Source organism: Ruegeria arenilitoris, assembly GCF_013035425.1.
GTDB classification, from domain to species: Bacteria; Pseudomonadota; Alphaproteobacteria; order Rhodobacterales; family Rhodobacteraceae; genus Ruegeria; species Ruegeria arenilitoris_A.
The window spans coordinates 135862-154008 of record NZ_WQHX01000007.1 but is presented as its reverse complement, the minus strand read 5'-3'; the positions used below and the strand labels follow the sequence as shown (position 1 = coordinate 154008).

Below are 18147 nucleotides of genomic sequence, written 5' to 3'. Positions count from 1 at the left end.
CTAAAGGGTTAACCTAGTGCTGCCAATCCGGGGAAGGTTTCGACCAACCACAAACTAAACTGTGTAAACAGGCCGGTTATCAGCATGATACCGACAAACAACAGCAAGGCACCCATGACCTTTTCAATGGTCCCCATGTGCGGCTTGATCCAGTTCATGAATTTCATTGACCTATTTAGAAACATAGCCGCCAACAAAAATGGAATTCCCAGACCCGCTGCATAAACCCCCAACAAAAAAGTCCCTCTTGCAACGGAAGCTTCGGAGGCCGCCAATGACAAGATTGCTCCTAGCTGCGGTCCAATGCATGGGGTCCAACCAAATGCAAAAGCTAGCCCCAAGACGTAAGCCCCGAAAACCGATCCCCCAGAGTCCTTGGTTTCTACGCGAGCCTCTCGGTCCAGTAGAGGTATGCGGATAATATTCAAAAAATGCAGGCCGAACACGATTACAATGGCGCCCGACATCTTTGCGAAATGTTCTTGATTTTGCAGCACAAACGCCCCGAAAGCCGAAGCGGTAAACCCCAACAACAAAAAGACTGTCGACAAACCCAGCACAAAAAACAAAGCCGACAAGGTGGCTTTGCGTCTTGCGTGGGATTCATCCTGCATTTCGTTAATCGTCACGCCGCTCATATATGCAAGATAGGGTGGGACAATTGGCAGTACGCATGGCGACAGAAAGCTGATTAGCCCACCAATCATTGCAACAAGCATGGCGGGCAGTAATCCTGCATCAATGATATCTATTCCGAACATGAGTCGGACATATGTTATCCGATGCTTCGCGTCACGGGTCTATTCGGTCACATCCTCGTGGTTGCGCGCTGGACAGCGTCGCGCACAACACATATTTCCAGAACAATGGAAGATACCGATGAAACACTGGACGCGCTCGGGCTTTTGTGTCCCCTGCCCGTCTTAAAGGCAAGAAAGCGGCTAAAGTCCATGCCGGCCGGAGCGTTGCTGCGCGTTTTAGCGGACGATCCTGCTGCTATTGTAGACGTCCCGCATTTTTGCGCCGAGGCAGGCCACAAATTGCTTTCTCGCGAAGACGCAAATGACCATCAGGTTTATTTAATCCAAAAATCGTCCTGATCACGCCTTTGATCTACTCGAAAAAAGCGGACCAAAAGGTCCGCTTTTTTTCATTGCCCTAGTGACCACCAACCTCGGCGTTTGGGTTTGGCCCGAGCTGGCTTGGGTTCTTCGGCAACAGTCTCGAGTACCGGTTCAGACGCTTCTCCAAGCTTTTCAGGTAGTTCGGGGTCTGCCTCCTCAGTTGCAGCAATATTTTCTGACACTTCAGACGCAGTTACTGCGTCGTTTACGCCAGATGGCTCTGCAACTACTTCAGATACCTTTTTGTCACCTTCGGTATTCTGGACCTCGATCTCCTGTTGCTCTGCTTCAGCTTCGATGGCGGTGGGTTTCTCAACCGTTTCATCCTGAGCATTCTTAAGTGTCTCTACTTCCGCAGCAGGTTGCACATCTGCGTCTTTCTTCCGTCGACGCGGCGCGCGGCGTTTCTTGGGTTTTGCTGACTTTTCTTCATCCTCTGCGGGTTCGGACTTAGCACCGCCTTCTTCTTCTGCAGATACCTGTTCGTCAGTACCGGCAACCTCAACAGGTTCGCCTTCCGCGACATCGGATTCGGTCGCATCCGAATTGACTCCGCTCTTCTTGCGACGACGACGACGGCGTTTGCGCTTAGGCTTGGCTTCTTCTTCTGTTTGCTCGGTGTTTTCGTCTTCAACTTCGGGTTCTTCGGTCGAATCCACCAGATCCATAAGTGAGGCGTCCACCGAAACTACAGGCGCGGTCGCTTCGGGCACGATCCGGCTGGCTGTCTTGAATTTCTCCATTGAAAAGTCAGGGCTAACGAGATGCACGTCGCCCTCAACCCGAACTGACAACCCGTACCGGGACTCGATTTGGGCAATATGTTCTCTCTTTTGGTTCATCAGGAAATTGGCGATACTTACTGGGCACCGAACCAAAACCTCGCGAGAGCGACGACGCGTGCCTTCCTCTTCAATCTGCCTAAGTATCGACAGTGCCATATTGTCATCTGAACGGATCAAACCGGTTCCGTGGCAAGACGGGCACGGTTGCGTTGTTGCCTCGATCATTCCAGGCCGCAAGCGCTGACGGCTCATTTCCAGCAAGCCAAATCCTGATATCCGACCAACTTGAATTCGCGCTCGATCAGTTTTCAGCTTTTCCTTCAAGCGCTTTTCGACCGCTGAATTGTTCTTGCGCTCATCCATATCGATGAAGTCAATGACGATCAGTCCGGCCAAGTCCCGCAATCGCAATTGCCGCGCCACCTCTTCGGCGGCTTCAAGATTGGTCTTAAGCGCGGTGTCTTCGATCGAGCCTTCTTTTGTGGCTCTGCCCGAGTTTACATCGATTGCGACCAATGCTTCCGTTACGCCGATTACGATATAGCCACCAGACTTCAACTGAACTGTCGGGTTGAACATCCCCGCCAAATAGCTTTCGACCTGATATCGCGCGAATAACGGCAGCGCGTCTTCATAACGCTTCACGTTCTTAGCGTGGGACGGCATAATCATTTTCATGAAGTCCTTGGCGATGCGATACCCGCCTTCGCCCTCCACAAGAACTTCGTCGATATCGCGATTGTACAAATCACGGATCGAGCGTTTGACCAAATCGCCTTCTTCGTAAATTTTTGCAGGAGCAATCGACTGCAAAGTAAGCTCGCGAATCTGTTCCCACAAACGCTGCAGGTATTCGTAATCGCGCTTTATCTCGGATTTGGTGCGCTTTGCGCCGGCTGTCCGAACGATCAATCCGGCACCGTCGGGAACATCAATTTCCGCCGCTATGTCTTTTAATTTTTTCCGATCTGCTGCGTTTGTTATCTTGCGGCTAATTCCCCCGCCCCGCGCTGTATTCGGCATAAGAACGCAATACCGGCCTGCAAGCGAAAGATAAGTAGTAAGGGCGGCACCTTTGTTGCCGCGTTCTTCTTTAACGACCTGCACCAGCAGGACTTGGCGAACCTTGATGACTTCTTGGATCTTGTAGCGACGAGGACGCGGCTTGCGGGGTGGTCGAATGTCTTCACTGTCATCTTCCTCGGCAACTGACTCAATCTGGTCGTCTTTGTCCGAGGCATCAGTTGAAGCCTCTTCGCTTTCTTCGACAGCGTTGTCGCTGTCGGGCTCTTCCCGTTCAGTCTCAGAGCCATCGGATTCAGTATAGTTGGAAAGTTTAACCTGACCGTCGTCTGCATCGTCCGCTGCCTGTGGGGGCTCTTGCGTAACAGTCTCATGCTTTTCCTCTGAAGCAGTTTCCGACTGGTCTTCTACGCTTGATCCATCGCCGTTTGCGTCATCTGCGACTGTGTCATCCGAAGTTTCTTCTTCTGCGGATTCTTCAGGTTCCTCGACAGGGGTTTCTCCAACCAATTCCATCGGAGACGTCCCTTCGGGGACCTCTGAAACGTCGCCTTCGTCTACTTCGTCCAGATCTATTGTCTCCATCCCCGTTGGTTCAGAGGACACGTCCATTGTTTCAACGGGATCATCAGACTTAACATCCGCAGCTTTGCTGCGCGATCTAGATCGGCGTTTTTTCGGTTTGGATTCTTCGTCTTCATCGCGTGCCTTCATTGCTTCGGCATAGGCACGCTCCTCTTCCATCAAAGCTTCGCGGTCAGCGACCGGTATTTGATAATAATCCGGGTGAATTTCCGAAAACGCCAGAAAACCATGGCGGTTGCCACCGTAGTCCACAAAAGCCGCCTGTAGAGACGGCTCAACCCGCGTTACTTTTGCAAGATAGATGTTGCCAGCAAGCTGGCGTTTGTTTTCGGACTCAAAGTCGAACTCCTCAACCTTGTTCCCGTCGACCACCACGACGCGGGTTTCCTCCGCGTGGGTGGCATCGATAAGCATTTTCTTGGCCATTTGTCCTTGGTGCACCGCGCCAAACGCATTGTCCTGGCCCGTCCGGTTGGAAGGGCGCATTTGGGGAGGTGTCTTGTCAGGGCGATATCAGACGGCGCGCGGCAGGGTCTGGCGCCATGGCCCCCTGCCCGTATACTCGATCGTTGCGCGCGCGTCATCGCGGTTCTTCTCCGACAGGCGCGATTTATCGCTGCCTGCCCATTTATTCCTTTCGCCCGTCATTCGGGCTCAGGTGCTCTACTGCCCAGTCAGGGCACAATCGGTCTGCTTTGCTGCCAAAGTTTTTCTTCACTTGCGGCAAAGCAGCGAAACTCAAATATCCGGGGCTTAAGAGCGGAAAAATGCCCGGCCCGTTCGAACACAATAAAAGCAGTCCTGCGGAAAAGACAATGGGCAAACTGAATTGCACCCTACGAACTTAACGCGGGTGCACTTCTATTAGGTAAAAAATTCGCAAACGTGAATTAAATTGGTTGCTCAGGAAATTTGGGGCCACAATTGGCACTTACAAATAGTCTGATCGCTGCAGGCCATACTTCGCCATTTTCTCGTTCAAGGTCCGGCGCGGTAGACAGAGTTCGTCCATAACTGAAGCGATCGAACCTTTGTGGCGACGCATGGTGTTGTCGATCAGCATCCTTTCGAATGCCTCTACATATTCCTTAAGCGGCTTGCCTTCAGTTGTCATAACCGGCTGCATTTCCTCATGGTCGGACATTAACAGCGAAGCAATCGTACCAGACCCACGACGCGATTGCAGAACCGCACGCTCGGCTATGTTGATCAACTGGCGTACATTCCCCGGCCATGGTGCCTGTAATAGCTGAGCAGCTTCTTGGGCGCTGACCTGCGGAGTGTCGCAGCCGTATTCCTCAGCGAATTGCTCGCTTAAGCGGGTGAACAAAGTCAGGATATCTTCACCTCGCTGCCGCAAAGGTGGCATTGTTATACGAAGTGCAGCCAATCGATAAAACAAATCGGGCCGCAGAACATCCTCGCTGGTTTTACCAGCTTCCTGCAAATTCGAGATTGCCACTATCCTCGTCTCTGCCGGAGTGCCCTGCTGATTCATCACGCTCAACAGTCGCGCTTGCAGGGTATCGCTTAGCGCCTCGACATCCTCGAGTACTAGCGTTCCGCCACGTGCCTCCTCAATCGCTGGCAGTTGCGAGTCTTCGGGCATCATCGGTCCAAACAAGCGCTTTGAAAGCGCATCTTCTTCCAAAGCAGCGCAGGAGACCAAAACAAATTTCTTGCCCGCACGGCTACCGACGGCGTGCAGGGCGTGAGCAACCAGTGTTTTGCCTGTTCCGGTTTCCCCATCGATCAAAACGTGACCATCCGCCTGACCCAAATCCAGAATATCCTCTCGCAGACGTTCCATAACCGGGCTGGCGCCGATCAACTTGTTCATAATCTGAGTTCCGCCAGACAACTCTCGCCGCAGCGCCCGGTTGTCCAACGTCAATCTTCTTGCATTACTGGCGCGTTTGGCCAATTCCGACATGCGGTCCGGATTGAAAGGCTTTTCGAGGAAATCGAATGCACCTACGCGCATGGCCTCAACAGCCATCGGCACGTCACCGTGTCCGGTGATCATAATCACAGGCAAGGTGCTGTCCGCGCCCATGAGTTTCTTCAACAGCTGGATGCCGTCCATACCGGGCATCTTGATATCTGATATCACGATCCCTGGATACTCTGGCCCCAGCACCTTTAGAGCATCTTCGGCGCTTGCAAACGTCTCGGTGTCGTAACCTGACAACGCCAACCATTGGCTGATTGACTGGCGCATGTCCTGTTCGTCGTCCACGATGGCGATCTTCATGGCTTGTGCCATAGTCATTCCTCGTTATTCAGCGGCCTCCAGGCCGTCGCTTCCAAGTATCGGCAGCTGCATCTCGAAAACTGCGCCGCCATTTTGTCCGTTGCGTGCGGTCAGCCGCCCACCGTGGTCGTTGACGATCCCGGACGAGATAGCAAGGCCTAGTCCGACTCCGTCTCCTGGCCGTTTAGTAGTGTAAAACGGTTCGAACAGGTTTTCGATATCCTCAATGCCATGCCCATTGTCTCGGACGGTCAGTACCGCAGTCTCACCCGCCGCAAGGATGATTTCAACGTCCGGTTCATCTATTGATTTGGTGGCGTCCAGAGCATTTCGCAAGAGGTTGACCATGACCTGCTCAATCCGCATTCGATCGCCCATCACGACCACAGGTTCCTCAGGCAAAATTTGCGTAATCTTGACATGACGTTGCCTCAGCTGCGGCTCCATCATTGATAGAGACGAAGCCAGCGCTTCGCCAAGATCTACAGGGGAAAACGCGTCCGCGCCCTTTCGAGCATAAGATTTTAGCTGCCGGGTTATTGCGCCCATCCGCTCAATCAATCCATCGATCCTGCCGAAACTGGCCAATGCTTCCTCTGATCGATCACGACGCAGTAAAAGGCGCGCACCTGCAAGATAGGTTTTCATCGCAGCCAAAGGTTGATTCAATTCGTGACTTACGGCTGCCGACATCTCACCCAATGCGGCCAGTTTCGAACTTTGCGCAAGGGTTTGCTCGGCAACTTCCAGCGTCTTTTCCACCCGTTCACGCTCAGCGATTTCCCGCTGCAACCTGGTGTTCAATGCGCGAAGCTCCGCCGACTCTCGCTGGAACAAAGTCATGCGGGACGTTGCCCGCCGGCTGAGCGCGTAGAACGCAAGGGCCAAGAGAATCGCAAAACCCATGATTTCCAAGGCCAGAACGCTGTTCACCTTCTCCCGGATCGAGGAGTAGGTGGTGAACGAAGTCATCTGCCAACCTCTGAACGGAATACGCGTTTCCATCCGCATCACCGCTTCACCCTGCAGGTAAGCGTCGGGCGGAAGGGCGGTCCAATCTGTCGTTGCCCGAATGGCCCTTTGGATCGCCCCTTGTGGGGGTTGCCGAAGCATTGCCGACCCCTCATCCAATCCACGCCATTGAGGTTCCGTCGACAAAATTATAGTGCCAGTACTATCGGTCACCATAACCGCATCTGAGATACCCGCCCAAGCTCGTTCGAATTTCTGTAAGTCGACTTCGACAACTATTACGCCAAGAACTTCAGAATTCGCCTCGATGCGCCGTGAATACACGAACTTGTAACCACCAGATTCGCGCGGAATAATTGAAAACAGGGTTGCATTCGCGCGGATTGCATCGACAAAATATGCTGTGTTGCGGTGACCTTCGCCCAATCGATTTCGGTCTGTTGCTGCCACGGTCAATCCATCGCCATCCAACAATACCAGCGAAGCGGCTCCAATTTCTTCGACGAAGGAAATCAGTCGCTGGCTCGATAAGGTATAGTCGCTCGACTGCAAGGCGCCGATCAGGGTCGGGTCGCGCGCAAGCAATTGTGGGACGATGGCGTTACGGCGCAGCTCGCTAAGCAAGTTGCCAGAATAAAGTGCCAGCCGAAGCTCGGCCCGATTGCGCGTAGACTCAGTAAACCTGCTGGTAAGTAAGCTGTTGGTAACCCAAACAGTGACAACGGTTGCGAGAAGAAGAACCAGAACGGCAATTCGTAGGCGCCAGCCTAGTGGGCCGCCTCCAAAACGGCTCAGAAAACCGGGGCTCTCTGGTTGAACGTCTGAACTCATTTTTCGACGCTACGCGCCAGTGACATTGATCTCAAGTCATGCCGGTGCGAAAACACCGGACAGTGCGCGGAAGAGCGCCGCTCCATCCGTACCGCCATGGCCTGAATCCGCCGCACGCTCGGGGTGCGGCATCATGCCCAACACACGGCGATTGCCAGAAAGGATACCAGCGATGTCGTCGCGCGAACCGTTGGGGTTCTGATCATATGTAAATGCAACCCGATCTTGATCTTTCAACGTCGCCAAAGTTTCATCATCTGCAAAATAATTGCCGTCATGATGAGCAATCGGAATATCGATCACATCACCGGCGTTGTATCCTTCGGTGAATGCACTGTCGCTGGTCTGAACGCGCAGACCAACAGTTCGGCAGATGTATTTAAGACCAGCATTGCGCAATAAAGCACCGGGCAGAATCCCGGTTTCAGTCAGGACCTGAAAACCGTTGCATATTCCGATGGCATATCCGCCTCGCTCAGTATGTTGGACCAGCGCCTTGCAGATCGGCGACTGCGCAGCAATCGCTCCGCATCGAAGATAGTCACCGTAAGAGAATCCTCCGGGAACGCCGACAATATCCACACCATCCGGAAGGGTGGCGTCCTTGTGCCAAACCATGTCGACCGAAAAGCCGGCCCTTTCAAAGGCAACGGCAAGGTCCCTGTCACAGTTTGAGCCTGGAAACACGATAACTGCTGCGCGCATGGCTAACCCTCTGTTTTCTGAAAAGACTTAAACCATTTCTATTTCAAAACGTTCGATAACTGTGTTTGCCAACAGTTTTTCGCACATATCCGTTATATCAGCTTCGGTCGCACCTTCCGCCAATTCAAGATCGATTACCTTTCCCTGGCGCACGCCCTCAACCTTATCAAAGCCCATGGCGCCCAATGCGTGCCGAACCGCCTCGCCCTGCGGGTCTAGTACCCCGTCTTTGAGCATCACATGCACCCGTGCCTTCATTTTCGTAAACTCCACCTGAAGATCATGGAACTGGCGTGTTCCGATGGGTGGGGAATATCCTGCTTGGCCTTGTTGGACAACCCTTGGTGCGGCGGCACTTTTTGTCTATCAATTGTTGCCCGATTGCGTTGTTAATCCGGGGTAATGCACGTCGATTGCATTGAATGTACCTGTTAAAACCATCTCAACGGCGACCGCGACCAATAAGATTGCCATTATGCGCGTTAAAACGTTGATCATTGTTTCTCCGACGAGGCGAGAAATTTGGTCGGCAAACAGCAACCCCAATGCAACAATTGCACACGCGATTAACACCGCGGAACCCAGCGTCACCACTTCGGAGCCATGCGAGAGTTGGTGAGAAAAAACGATCGTCACAGCGATTGTGCCGGGACCAATAGTAAGCGGAATTGCCAAGGGAACGACTGCAAAGTTTAGCTTTCTTTCGTGCCCTTCCGCTGCAGCCGCCTGATCGCCCGGAGAGCGGTCATCGGCCCTTAACATCGACATTCCAATTCCAAAAATTATGATCCCGCCTGCAATTCGGAACGATGGGACGTCTATGCCGAAAACGGCCAATACTTCCTCACCGATCACAACTGCAATCAAGGCAATGACCGTTACCGAAACAGACACAATCAAAGCGACCCGCCGACGCTCTTCCTTCGTGCAGTTTTTCGTCATGCTCAAGAAAATCGGAATATTATAAAGCGGATTGAAAATAGCGAGGATCGCCGCCAAAAACTTGAGAAACACGGCTTGGTCAAACAAATCGAGCATGTTGAATATCGCCTTGACAGTAAACCAAAAAGATCGTTCGGCACAGAGCATGCTGTATTCTTGTCGAAGCTGTCAAACGCGCATCTTGAACTAAAAAGGCGTCACGTTATTTCCATGACGCCTTGCTAGAAAATGTTGCAATGACAATCAGTTGATCAGAGTCGGCTTAGAGACATTACTTTTTGGCAGAACGCCCAGACGGCGAGCAACTTCGGAATAGGCATCTGTAAGGTTGCCCAGATCTCGGCGAAACACGTCTTTGTCCAACTTCTGCCCGGTTTCGATATCCCAAAGACGGCAGCTGTCGGGACTGATCTCATCTGCGACAATCAGACGTTGATAATCACCGTCGAAAATTCGCCCGATTTCTATTTTGAAATCGACCAGACGGATGCCAACAGCCAGCATTACTCCACTCAGAAAGTCGTTGACCCTTAACGCGATGCTTAGAATGTCGTCCATGTCCTGCTGACTGGCCCAGCCAAAAGCAGCGATGTGTTCTTCGGTCACAAGTGGGTCGCCCAGAGAGTCGTCTTTGTAGCAATATTCGACTATTGGACGCGGCAATTGGGTGCCTTCAGCTATCCCAAGGCGTTTTGACATTGTCCCGGCGGCATAATTGCGCACGATCACTTCAAGCGGAACAATTTCGCAATTCCGCACCAGTTGCTCACGCATATTCAAACGGCGGATAAAGTGGTTGGGAACGCCGATTTGTGTCAGGCCTGTCATGAAGAATTCACTCAGGCGGTTATTCAAAACACCTTTGCCGTCGATTACATCCTTTTTTTCCGCGTTGAATGCGGTGGCGTCATCTTTGAAATATTGCACGATTGTGCCCGGTTCAGGACCTTCGTATAGAATTTTGGCCTTGCCTTCGTAAATTTTCTTGCGACGCGCCATTGGCGACCTTTCCATAACGGTTACGCGCATTGATCGCGCGGCTGTCGTCCTCTTATTCCAGCCAGCCCCCGCCCGCAAGCGTCAGAGATATCGCTTGCGGTCAGATTTAAAGGCTTTGGACCTTTTTTCACTCACAGCATGGCGGTTTGAGCCTTTGCTACGCTCCAGTCTTGACGCCAGAATTCGACATTGCGAACCTTCTTTGCCCTCTCGATGCAATTGGTCGCGCATGGGCTATTTTCGCTATACATTCTGTTTCGGTTTTTTTATCTGTTTAACGAAATTAGTGATATGAGGTCCTCAACCAATGACCACGTTCGACGAACGCGAAAACGCCTTTGAAGCAAAGTTTGCTCACGACGAAGAAATGCAGTTCAAAGCGCAGGCTCGCTGCAACAAGCTTCTTGGCCTTTGGGCCGCTGAAAAACTGGGAAAATCCGGTGCGGAAGCCGATGAATATGCCAAATCTGTGGTAATTGCCGATTTTGAGGAAGCGGGTCACGAAGATGTCGTGCGAAAAGTTGCGGGCGATCTGGGGAACCTGTCCACGGCTGAAGAAATTCGCGCAAAAATGGCAGAACTGCTGCCAGAAGCCAAAGCGCAGGTGCTGAGCGAGACCGACTGAGTTAATTTTCACCGCGCTCATGATCTTCATGAGTTTAATGAGTTTGATTTGACGCCCTGGTCGTGGGACATGGGGCGTCTCTTTATGATTTGGCCCTTATGGCCGTATTTGGATTACGCCAATGACAAACGCGCTTAGTAAACTATTGGAAACCAGCGATACAATTTTGGCTGATGGTGCTACGGGAACAAATCTTTTCAACATGGGTTTGCAATCGGGCGATGCGCCCGAGTTGTGGAATGTGGAAGCGCCCGAAAAGATCCGGGCACTTTATAAGGGCTCTGTCGATGCTGGCAGCGATTTGTTTCTTACAAATACGTTCGGAGGAACGGCTGCGCGCCTTAAACTGCACGACGCTCAGAACCGAGTGGCTGAACTGAACCGGATTGGTGCCGAGCTTGGTCGTGAAATTGCTGACCAAGCAGACCGCCGGGTCATCGTGGCGGGATCAGTGGGGCCCACAGGTGAAATTATGGAACCTGTCGGTAGTCTGTCGCATTCTGATGCGGTCGAAATGTTCCACGAACAAGCGGACGCCCTGAAAAATGGTGGCGTCGACGTACTTTGGGTGGAAACCATCAGCGCGCCGGAAGAGTTCCGGGCCGCCGCCGAGGCTTTTGCCCTAGCCGATATGCCATGGTGCGGAACCATGAGTTTTGACACTGCGGGTCGCACTATGATGGGAGTTACTTCTGCGGATCTGGCAAAGATCGTCGAGACATTGGCTAACCCACCGATCGCATTTGGTGCGAACTGTGGAACTGGTTCGTCGGATATTTTACGTACTGTTCTAGGTTTTGTCGCGCAAGGAACAGAACGCCCGCTTATTTCCAAGGGCAACGCCGGAATACCAAAGTATGTCGATGGGCATATTCATTACGACGGAACACCAGAACTGATGGGACAGTACGCTGCTATGGCACGAGACGCTGGCGCCACGATAATTGGTGGATGTTGCGGAACGATGCCTGCACATTTGCGTAAAATGCGCGAGGCGTTGGATACGGTTCCGCGTGGTGTTCGCCCGACCTTGGATCAAATCACAGCGGCGCTTGGCCCGTTTTCTTCCGAAACTGATGGGACTGAGGAAACCGGCGCGCAGCCAGAACGTCGAACAAGACGGCGTCGCCGGGCCTAAACGACGGTTTTAACGGCCCTCAAATTTGGGGGGCCTTTTCTCAAGAAACGCCACGACGCCTTCGGCAAAGTCGCGCGTGCGTCCGCAATTTTCCTGTAACTGGGCCTCGGTTTCCAGTTGCTCTGGAAGTGTATGATCAAAGCTTTTGCGAATGGCCTGCTTAATCGCCGAAAAACCAGCGGTGGGTCCGTTTGCTAAATAAGCAGCCCGCCTTTGCCAATGGGTGACAAAATCAGCATCGGCAACCGCTTCCCAGATCAGCCCCCAGTCATCAGCTTGACGGGCACTGATTTTGTCAGCAAACAACGCGGCGCCCATTGCTTTTGCAAATCCCATTTGACGCGGCATGAACCAAGTTCCGCCCGCATCCGGTATCAATCCGATCTTCGCGAACGCTTGCATAAAATAAGCGCTTTCGGTTGCAATCACCACATCCGCACACAGTGCCAGATTAGCGCCGGCGCCAGCGGCAGGACCGTTAACAGCCGCTATAGTCGGAACCGGACAGTCATATATGGACTTAAGCATAGGCTCATACTCATCGCGCAAAGCTCGTCCCAAATCAATTTTGCCAGTACTTGACGCATCGCCAAGATCTTGACCTGAGCAGAACGCGTTTCCTGCCCCGGTGATAACAACGGCCCGAGCGTTCTTGGCCGCATGGTCCATCGCGTGGGTTATCTCTGCCCTCATCCGTTTAGTCAGCGCGTTCATTTTGTCTGCCCGGTCAAGGGTCAGAACCGCCAAGTCATTTGTTATGTCGAGATGGACCTGTTCGTATTCCATTTAAACCTCACCCGCGCAGAATTCCACGAAACCCTTACGCATAATCAGTGAAAGTGAAAGCGTAACTACGCGTCAGTCTTCAAGTATTTGGCGTAGCCGTGCTTGTTCTTCTTGGGTCAGAGTGTCGCTACCGCTTGGAACAGTGCTTTGCGTTTTGGAACGGTTCCGGATAAAATTTAAACCTACTGCTCCAGCAATCAGCAACATGACTGGCCCGGCCAGCCAAAGCAGCAGGTTCGCGCCCGACGCAGTGGGCTTTAAAAGTACATACTCGCCATACCGATCGACAATAAAATCGACAGCTTCTTGATCGGTATCTCCCGCCACCAACCTCTCCCGTAGCAATATGCGCAGGTCTCGGGCAAGTTCTGCATTACTCTCGTCAATGCTCTCATTTCGGCAAACCAAGCACCGCAGCCCGGTACTAATATCGCGCGCCCTCTCTTCCAGCACCGGGTCCTGCAATACTTCGTCAGGTTGAACCGCATATGCTGGGCTTGTCAGCGTCAGAAAGACAAAAAGTAAGCGTATCACTCTGCGGGAACTCCGGTCTTCGGTGATTTCCGTGCGCCTGCAGCAACTCGGAAACGTCGATCAGATAGGCTAAGTGCCCCGCCAAGAGCCATGAGAATACATCCACCCCAGATCCAGTTGGCCAGCGGTTTGATATAAGTTCTTATTACCCAACCACCGTCAGCTTGTTGATCTCCGAGAACCACGTAAAGATCGCGTAAAAAGCGATAGTCGATTGCTGCCTCGGTGGTGGGCATACGCGCAACCGGATAGTCCCGTTTTTCGGGGTGTAGCGTCGTAACACGCCCGCCGCTTTCCGTTACGTTAATATCTGCGGTGGTTGAGAAGTAATTGGGGCCCTGCACGCGCCGAACATCCTTGAGAGTCAAGGTGAACTGGCCAACTTGGAACGGCTGCCCGGGTTGGGCGACTCGAATATCTTCGACTTCCCAGGCAGTCAGTCCGGCGATAGCAAACATAGTGACGCCCAAGCCACTGTGGGCAACAGCTTTGCCCCAATCGGCACCAGGCAGACGAAACAGGCGCGTCAAGCTGCCAGATCGCCCAGTTCGGCTCCACAAATCTACGAGGGCGCCAAACACGATCCAAATGCCAAGAAACAAACCCACCGGGCCAAGAGCGCTGCGTCCGGATTGCAGCGTCCAGACGAGAATGGCAAGCGCAACGGCCAATAGAAAAGCATAACGCAAAGACCATGCAGCACGCCCTATCCTACCCCGTTTCCAAGGCAGCATTGCCCCGATCGGCAGCGAAATACCCAACGCAATCATAAAGGGTGTGAATGCTGCATTAAAAAACGGCGGACCAACCGAGAGTTTTCGGTCAAAAGCCATTTCAGCCACCATCGGCCACATGGTTCCGAAGAATACCACAAAGCAACTGACTGCGAGGAGAACGTTGTTTAGCACCAGCGCACTTTCTCGACTGACAACGCCAAACACGCCTTTTGCCTCCATTGCTTGTGCTCTCGCGGCAAAAAGAGTCAACGCCCCGCCAATAAAGATAACCAAGATGATCAATATGAATACACCGCGTTCCGGGTCATTTGCGAAAGCGTGTACCGATGTCAGCAAACCCGAGCGAACAATAAATGTACCGATCAACGAGAAGCCAAAAGCGATGATCGCCAAAAGGATTGTCCAACTTTTCAAAGCCTCGCGCTTCTCTACGACAATTGCAGAGTGAAGCAAGGCGGCAGCCAGCAGCCATGGCATAAACGACGCATTTTCAACCGGATCCCAAAACCAGAAGCCGCCCCAACCCAATTCGTAATAGGCCCACCAAGATCCCAAAGCGATTCCAATGGTTAAAAACACCCACGCCGCCAACGTCCAGGGTCGCACCCAGCGGCCCCAAGCCGCGTCCACGCGCCCCTCGATAAGGGCAGCAACGGCAAAGCTGAACGCCATGCTTAACCCGACATAGCCCAAGTACAAAAATGGGGGATGAAACGCGAGACCGGGATCCTGCAACAGTGGATTTAGATCGCGCCCGTCAAAAGGTGGAACCACCATGCGGTCAAAGGGGTTGGACGTGAACAGAATAAACGCGAAAAACGCCACTCCAATCGCGCCTTGAACCGCCAAAACGCGCGCTTTTAGCGTCGGTGGCAGGCCTGCGCCAAAGGCTGCAGCCATCGCACCGAAAATCGTGACAATCAATACCCACAGCAACATTGACCCTTCGTGGTTTCCCCAAGTGCCGCTGATCTTGTAAATCATCGGCTTTAGGGAATGGCTGTTTTCAACAACAATTCGTAGTGAAAAATCAGATGACGCAAACGCCCATGTAAGCGCGCCAAATGAAAACCCTGTAAGCAGAAACTGCGCGATTGCGGCAGGTTCTGCGAAGGTCATCCATCCGCTCCACCTTTTGGCGGCCCCGATCAGTGGCACTACGCTTTGTACGATGGCAACAAGGAAAGCCAGGATCAGTGCAAAATGGCCGAGCTCTGTAATCATGAAACATATATACCGCTCGCATCAGTGGCGCGCCATTAACATTTATCGATGCGGCGCGCACATAGTGTCGCGGCCTATTCAACGGTTCGAAGTCGTCGCCAATCATCCAATGCTGGGTTGCGGTCCTCTCTGGCGCGTTGTTTGCTTGGCTCCTTACGGGCATCTCTAGAACTGCGATTTTGCAAGCGCTCTAAGGCCTCCAAATTTTCCATAACTTTCGGGGCTTGCGCCAATGTCACCCCAACTTCACGTTGGAACTCCTGAGCTTTGGTTTGGTGGCGCGCACCGAAGTAAAATGAAACGATCACACCCAATAACCACCACAGGGGCTCGGGGACTAATGCAATTCCGTGCATTCGTTCTGCAAACCAAAGCGGATCGATCATCGCAATGGCGAATAATCCCAACGTCCCCAATGCAAGCGCGGGTCGCGGCAAACGATTTATTCCATCCATAAAACGATCGAAGCCACTTTTGGGCTGCAACTGGAATTCTGCACCGAATTGCATTAAAGCCTGCTCGCGCAGTGCGGCCGACCGCGCTGCTGCAGATTCCGCATTTTCAAGAAAAACTTCAGCTGTTTCGCGCACAACATTCCGCTCACCGCCAAACAACAAGCTCAAAAGTCCAGAAATCAATCCCATTTAGAAACCCTGTTTTGAAATTCTTCGTCACTGAGGTGGTATTTGGGCGATAGAAATTCCTCGGCCCGTTTTATCCAACCACCTTTGGCGCCGGAACGCGTGCGTGCGAACTTTCTGAGTGTAGACCGACGATCTGCCAACCTAAAATAGTAGTTACGCCGCGCCACCCCGTAGGCATCTCGTAACATCTGAGGATCGGGGTCTGCGGCTGTATGGGCGGCTTTACTCGTTTGTGGGCCAATGATCCCGTCCACATCGACATAGAAGCCCATTTGATTGAGCAACGCCTGCAAAGTTTTAACCGCCTCACCTCCGGCGTTGACATACATATCAAATAAGGAAGGTTGTAGTCCTTTAGGAACCAGCCCTATTTTTGGTTTTTCGAAGTAGTGGGTTACAAAAATTTCAACCACCTGCCATTTGCTCAAAGCTTTGACATCCGAGCGGTCGATCTTACCGTCTCCGGTTACGTCCATTCCTAGGCGGCGTAAGGTATGAATGGTCACACCAAATTTTGTAGCCCCGCCAGGATCATCCGGGTCTTCCACGAAACCACCTTCACGCTCGACAATTTCTTTGGCTATTTGATGTACAGTCTGCATCGTTTCTCCGCTGCATTTGCTGCACAAACTGTCCCTAAAATCTATTTAATCATTAACAACGCAAAGGTCGCTGCGCGGCTTCCCCTCGCAACGCCTAATCAGAAATCTTTTCTTTGAGTTTTTCCTTAGCTGCCGCCACTTTCCTTATAGACGCCCTGCTCCTTTAGCGCGTCCACAACTTCTTTTGGCATATAAGTCTCGTCGTGTTTCGCAAGAATTTCAGTGGCTTCAAAGACGCCGTTTACGTAACTTCCTGTACCGACCATGCCTTGATTTTCAGCAAACAGGTCCGGCAGCACTCCTTTAAAGGCGACGGGAACACTTTCACCACCATCCGTCACGACAAAGCGCACAGTTTCACCCTGTCCGCGTTCAATCGAGCCTTCCTCTACCAGACCACCGATGCGAAATACGACCGAAGGTTGAGGCGGTTCAGCAATCACCTCACTGGGTGAGCGGAAGTAATTAATTCCGTCGCGCATCGCATATCCAATGAGCACGGTCGACAAGGCAAGCGCCACTATGGCTACCAGAATGATCTGAACACGACGGCGTTTCTTTAGCGTTTTCATTGGTGCCTCATGGGAACAAAGGAGCCATCATCAGGCCCGTAGTCTCATCTTCACCTAACATCAGGTTTGCATTCTGCAAGGCTTGGCCACTGCTGCCTTTCGTAAGGTTGTCCAACGCTGCAACTACGATTACACGGCGCTCAATCCGGTCGCCCACAACACCGATATGGCAAAAGTTGGACCCGCGAACATGATGCGTTGACGGCGTTTCTCCATAAGGCAACATCCTTATGAAGGTTTCATGCTGATAGGTGGCTGCCAGGGTTTCGTAAACAGACTGTGGGTCACCTTTGACGTAAGAAGTTGCAAGAATTCCGCGGTTTGCGGGGATCAGATGCGGGGTGAATTGAACGTGAACCGTACGGCCCGCCAGCTTTGACAACTCCTGATCAAACTCACCAAGGTGCCGATGCGAACCACCGACCGCATAAGCGTTGGAACCTTCACTAAGCTCCGCATGCAGAAGGTTTTCCTTTAGCGCCCGACCCGCTCCAGACACAGCACACTTCAGGTCCAAAATGATGTCATCCAGATCGATAACTCCGGCAGAGATCAAAGGCCGCAGAACATACTGGCCAGTCGCAGCGTTACATCCTGTACCTGCAACAAGTCGCGCAGCGCGAATTTCGTCACGATAAAACTCAGTAAGGCCGTAAATGGCCTCTTTCTGATGCTCAAGAGCGGAATGCGGATTACCGTACCACTTCTCGTATTCCTGCGGGTCTTGAAGCCGAAAGTCCGCAGACAGATCAATAATCTTTAGCGTCTTGGGTAAGTTCCTAATGACTGCCTGACTCGTTTTATGCGGCAGAGCGCAAAAACACAGATCAACTTGCGAAAAATCGATCTCGGAGATTTTGCACAAGTCCGGTAAATCCAAATGGCGGAGGTGCGGAAAGACTTGTGCCATGGATTGTCCGGCTTTGCGTTCGGCCGACAAGGCAACGATTTGCATGTTCGGGTGTTCGGCTATCAGCCGTACAAGTTCCGCTCCGGTATAGCCGGATGAACCAAGAATTGCGATTTTGTGGGTCATGTCAGACCTCTTTCACTTAAACGTCAGGT

At 52.3% G+C, this 18147-nt stretch carries 18 protein-coding genes; 3 read left to right on the top strand and 15 right to left on the bottom strand.

Annotation, left to right across the window (positions count from 1 at the left end; translation table 11 throughout):
• Window positions 1-8 precede the first annotated feature (8 nt).
• A complete protein-coding gene (locus tag GOV45_RS18165) occupies window positions 9-761 on the bottom strand; it encodes a cytochrome c biogenesis CcdA family protein (protein ID WP_170480408.1) in 753 nt (250 codons plus the stop codon).
• Window positions 762-866: 105 nt separating this feature from the next.
• Here GOV45_RS18165 and GOV45_RS18160 point away from each other — a divergent pair, with 105 nt between their 5' ends.
• A complete protein-coding gene (locus GOV45_RS18160) occupies window positions 867-1100 on the top strand; it encodes a sulfurtransferase TusA family protein (RefSeq protein ID WP_170480406.1) in 234 nt (77 codons plus the stop codon).
• Window positions 1101-1150: 50 nt separating this feature from the next.
• On the opposite strand, the gene GOV45_RS18155 is transcribed toward GOV45_RS18160, so the two are convergent.
• The 7 genes from GOV45_RS18155 to purC all read right to left on the bottom strand — a co-directional run bounded on the left by GOV45_RS18155 (window position 1151) and on the right by purC (window position 10220).
• Window positions 1151-3943: an Rne/Rng family ribonuclease gene (locus GOV45_RS18155; RefSeq protein WP_170480676.1), complete on the bottom strand. Its 2793-nt coding sequence runs from the start codon at window positions 3941-3943 to the stop codon at window positions 1151-1153.
• A 505-nt stretch (window positions 3944-4448) separates the two neighbouring features.
• Window positions 4449-5783, bottom strand: coding sequence for a sigma-54-dependent transcriptional regulator (locus tag GOV45_RS18150; RefSeq protein ID WP_170480674.1), 1335 nt, complete (start codon window positions 5781-5783; stop codon window positions 4449-4451).
• 12 nt (window positions 5784-5795) lie between these two features.
• Window positions 5796-7574, bottom strand: coding sequence for a sensor histidine kinase (locus GOV45_RS18145; protein ID WP_170480404.1), 1779 nt, complete (start codon window positions 7572-7574; stop codon window positions 5796-5798).
• 36 nt (window positions 7575-7610) lie between these two features.
• Window positions 7611-8279, bottom strand: a complete 669-nt coding sequence (gene purQ, locus GOV45_RS18140; RefSeq protein WP_170480402.1) for a phosphoribosylformylglycinamidine synthase subunit PurQ — start codon at window positions 8277-8279, stop codon at window positions 7611-7613.
• Between the two features lie 27 nt (window positions 8280-8306).
• The gene (gene purS, locus GOV45_RS18135) at window positions 8307-8537 is read right to left on the bottom strand and encodes a phosphoribosylformylglycinamidine synthase subunit PurS (RefSeq protein ID WP_170480400.1); all 231 of its coding nucleotides are present in this window, start codon (window positions 8535-8537) and stop codon (window positions 8307-8309) included.
• 108 nt (window positions 8538-8645) lie between these two features.
• On the bottom strand, window positions 8646-9317 hold the full coding sequence (locus GOV45_RS18130) for a MarC family protein (RefSeq protein ID WP_170480398.1): 672 nt from the start codon (window positions 9315-9317) through the stop codon (window positions 8646-8648).
• Window positions 9318-9464: 147 nt separating this feature from the next.
• The gene (gene purC / locus GOV45_RS18125; RefSeq protein ID WP_170480672.1) at window positions 9465-10220 is read right to left on the bottom strand and encodes a phosphoribosylaminoimidazolesuccinocarboxamide synthase; all 756 of its coding nucleotides are present in this window, start codon (window positions 10218-10220) and stop codon (window positions 9465-9467) included.
• Window positions 10221-10527: 307 nt separating this feature from the next.
• On the opposite strand from purC, the gene GOV45_RS18120 reads away from it, so the two are divergent.
• Both GOV45_RS18120 and bmt read left to right on the top strand, forming a co-directional pair.
• A complete protein-coding gene (locus GOV45_RS18120; protein ID WP_170480396.1) occupies window positions 10528-10845 on the top strand; it encodes a DUF1476 domain-containing protein in 318 nt (105 codons plus the stop codon).
• A 121-nt stretch (window positions 10846-10966) separates the two neighbouring features.
• The gene (gene bmt / locus GOV45_RS18115; RefSeq protein WP_170480394.1) at window positions 10967-11983 is read left to right on the top strand and encodes a betaine--homocysteine S-methyltransferase; all 1017 of its coding nucleotides are present in this window, start codon (window positions 10967-10969) and stop codon (window positions 11981-11983) included.
• A 9-nt stretch (window positions 11984-11992) separates the two neighbouring features.
• On the opposite strand, the gene GOV45_RS18110 is transcribed toward bmt, so the two are convergent.
• From GOV45_RS18110 to argC, 7 genes are all read right to left on the bottom strand, one after another.
• A complete protein-coding gene (locus tag GOV45_RS18110; RefSeq protein ID WP_170480392.1) occupies window positions 11993-12769 on the bottom strand; it encodes an enoyl-CoA hydratase-related protein in 777 nt (258 codons plus the stop codon).
• Window positions 12770-12841: 72 nt separating this feature from the next.
• Complete coding sequence (locus tag GOV45_RS18105; protein WP_170480390.1) at window positions 12842-13303, bottom strand: cytochrome c-type biogenesis protein; 462 nt, start codon at window positions 13301-13303, stop codon at window positions 12842-12844.
• The gene (locus GOV45_RS18100; protein WP_170480388.1) at window positions 13300-15264 is read right to left on the bottom strand and encodes a heme lyase CcmF/NrfE family subunit; all 1965 of its coding nucleotides are present in this window, start codon (window positions 15262-15264) and stop codon (window positions 13300-13302) included. The genes GOV45_RS18105 and GOV45_RS18100 overlap by 4 nt, the downstream gene beginning before the upstream one ends.
• A 74-nt stretch (window positions 15265-15338) precedes the next feature.
• Entirely contained in the window at window positions 15339-15908 is a 570-nt protein-coding gene (locus tag GOV45_RS18095) for a holin family protein (protein WP_170480386.1), read from the bottom strand.
• Window positions 15899-16510: a holin-associated N-acetylmuramidase gene (locus GOV45_RS18090; RefSeq protein ID WP_170480384.1), complete on the bottom strand. Its 612-nt coding sequence runs from the start codon at window positions 16508-16510 to the stop codon at window positions 15899-15901. Before GOV45_RS18090 ends, GOV45_RS18095 begins: the two co-directional genes overlap by 10 nt.
• Window positions 16511-16635: 125 nt before the next feature.
• Window positions 16636-17082, bottom strand: a complete 447-nt coding sequence (ccmE, locus tag GOV45_RS18085; RefSeq protein WP_170480382.1) for a cytochrome c maturation protein CcmE — start codon at window positions 17080-17082, stop codon at window positions 16636-16638.
• A gap of 7 nt (window positions 17083-17089) precedes the next feature.
• Window positions 17090-18118, bottom strand: a complete 1029-nt coding sequence (gene argC / locus GOV45_RS18080; protein WP_170480380.1) for an N-acetyl-gamma-glutamyl-phosphate reductase — start codon at window positions 18116-18118, stop codon at window positions 17090-17092.
• Window positions 18119-18147 lie beyond the last annotated feature (29 nt).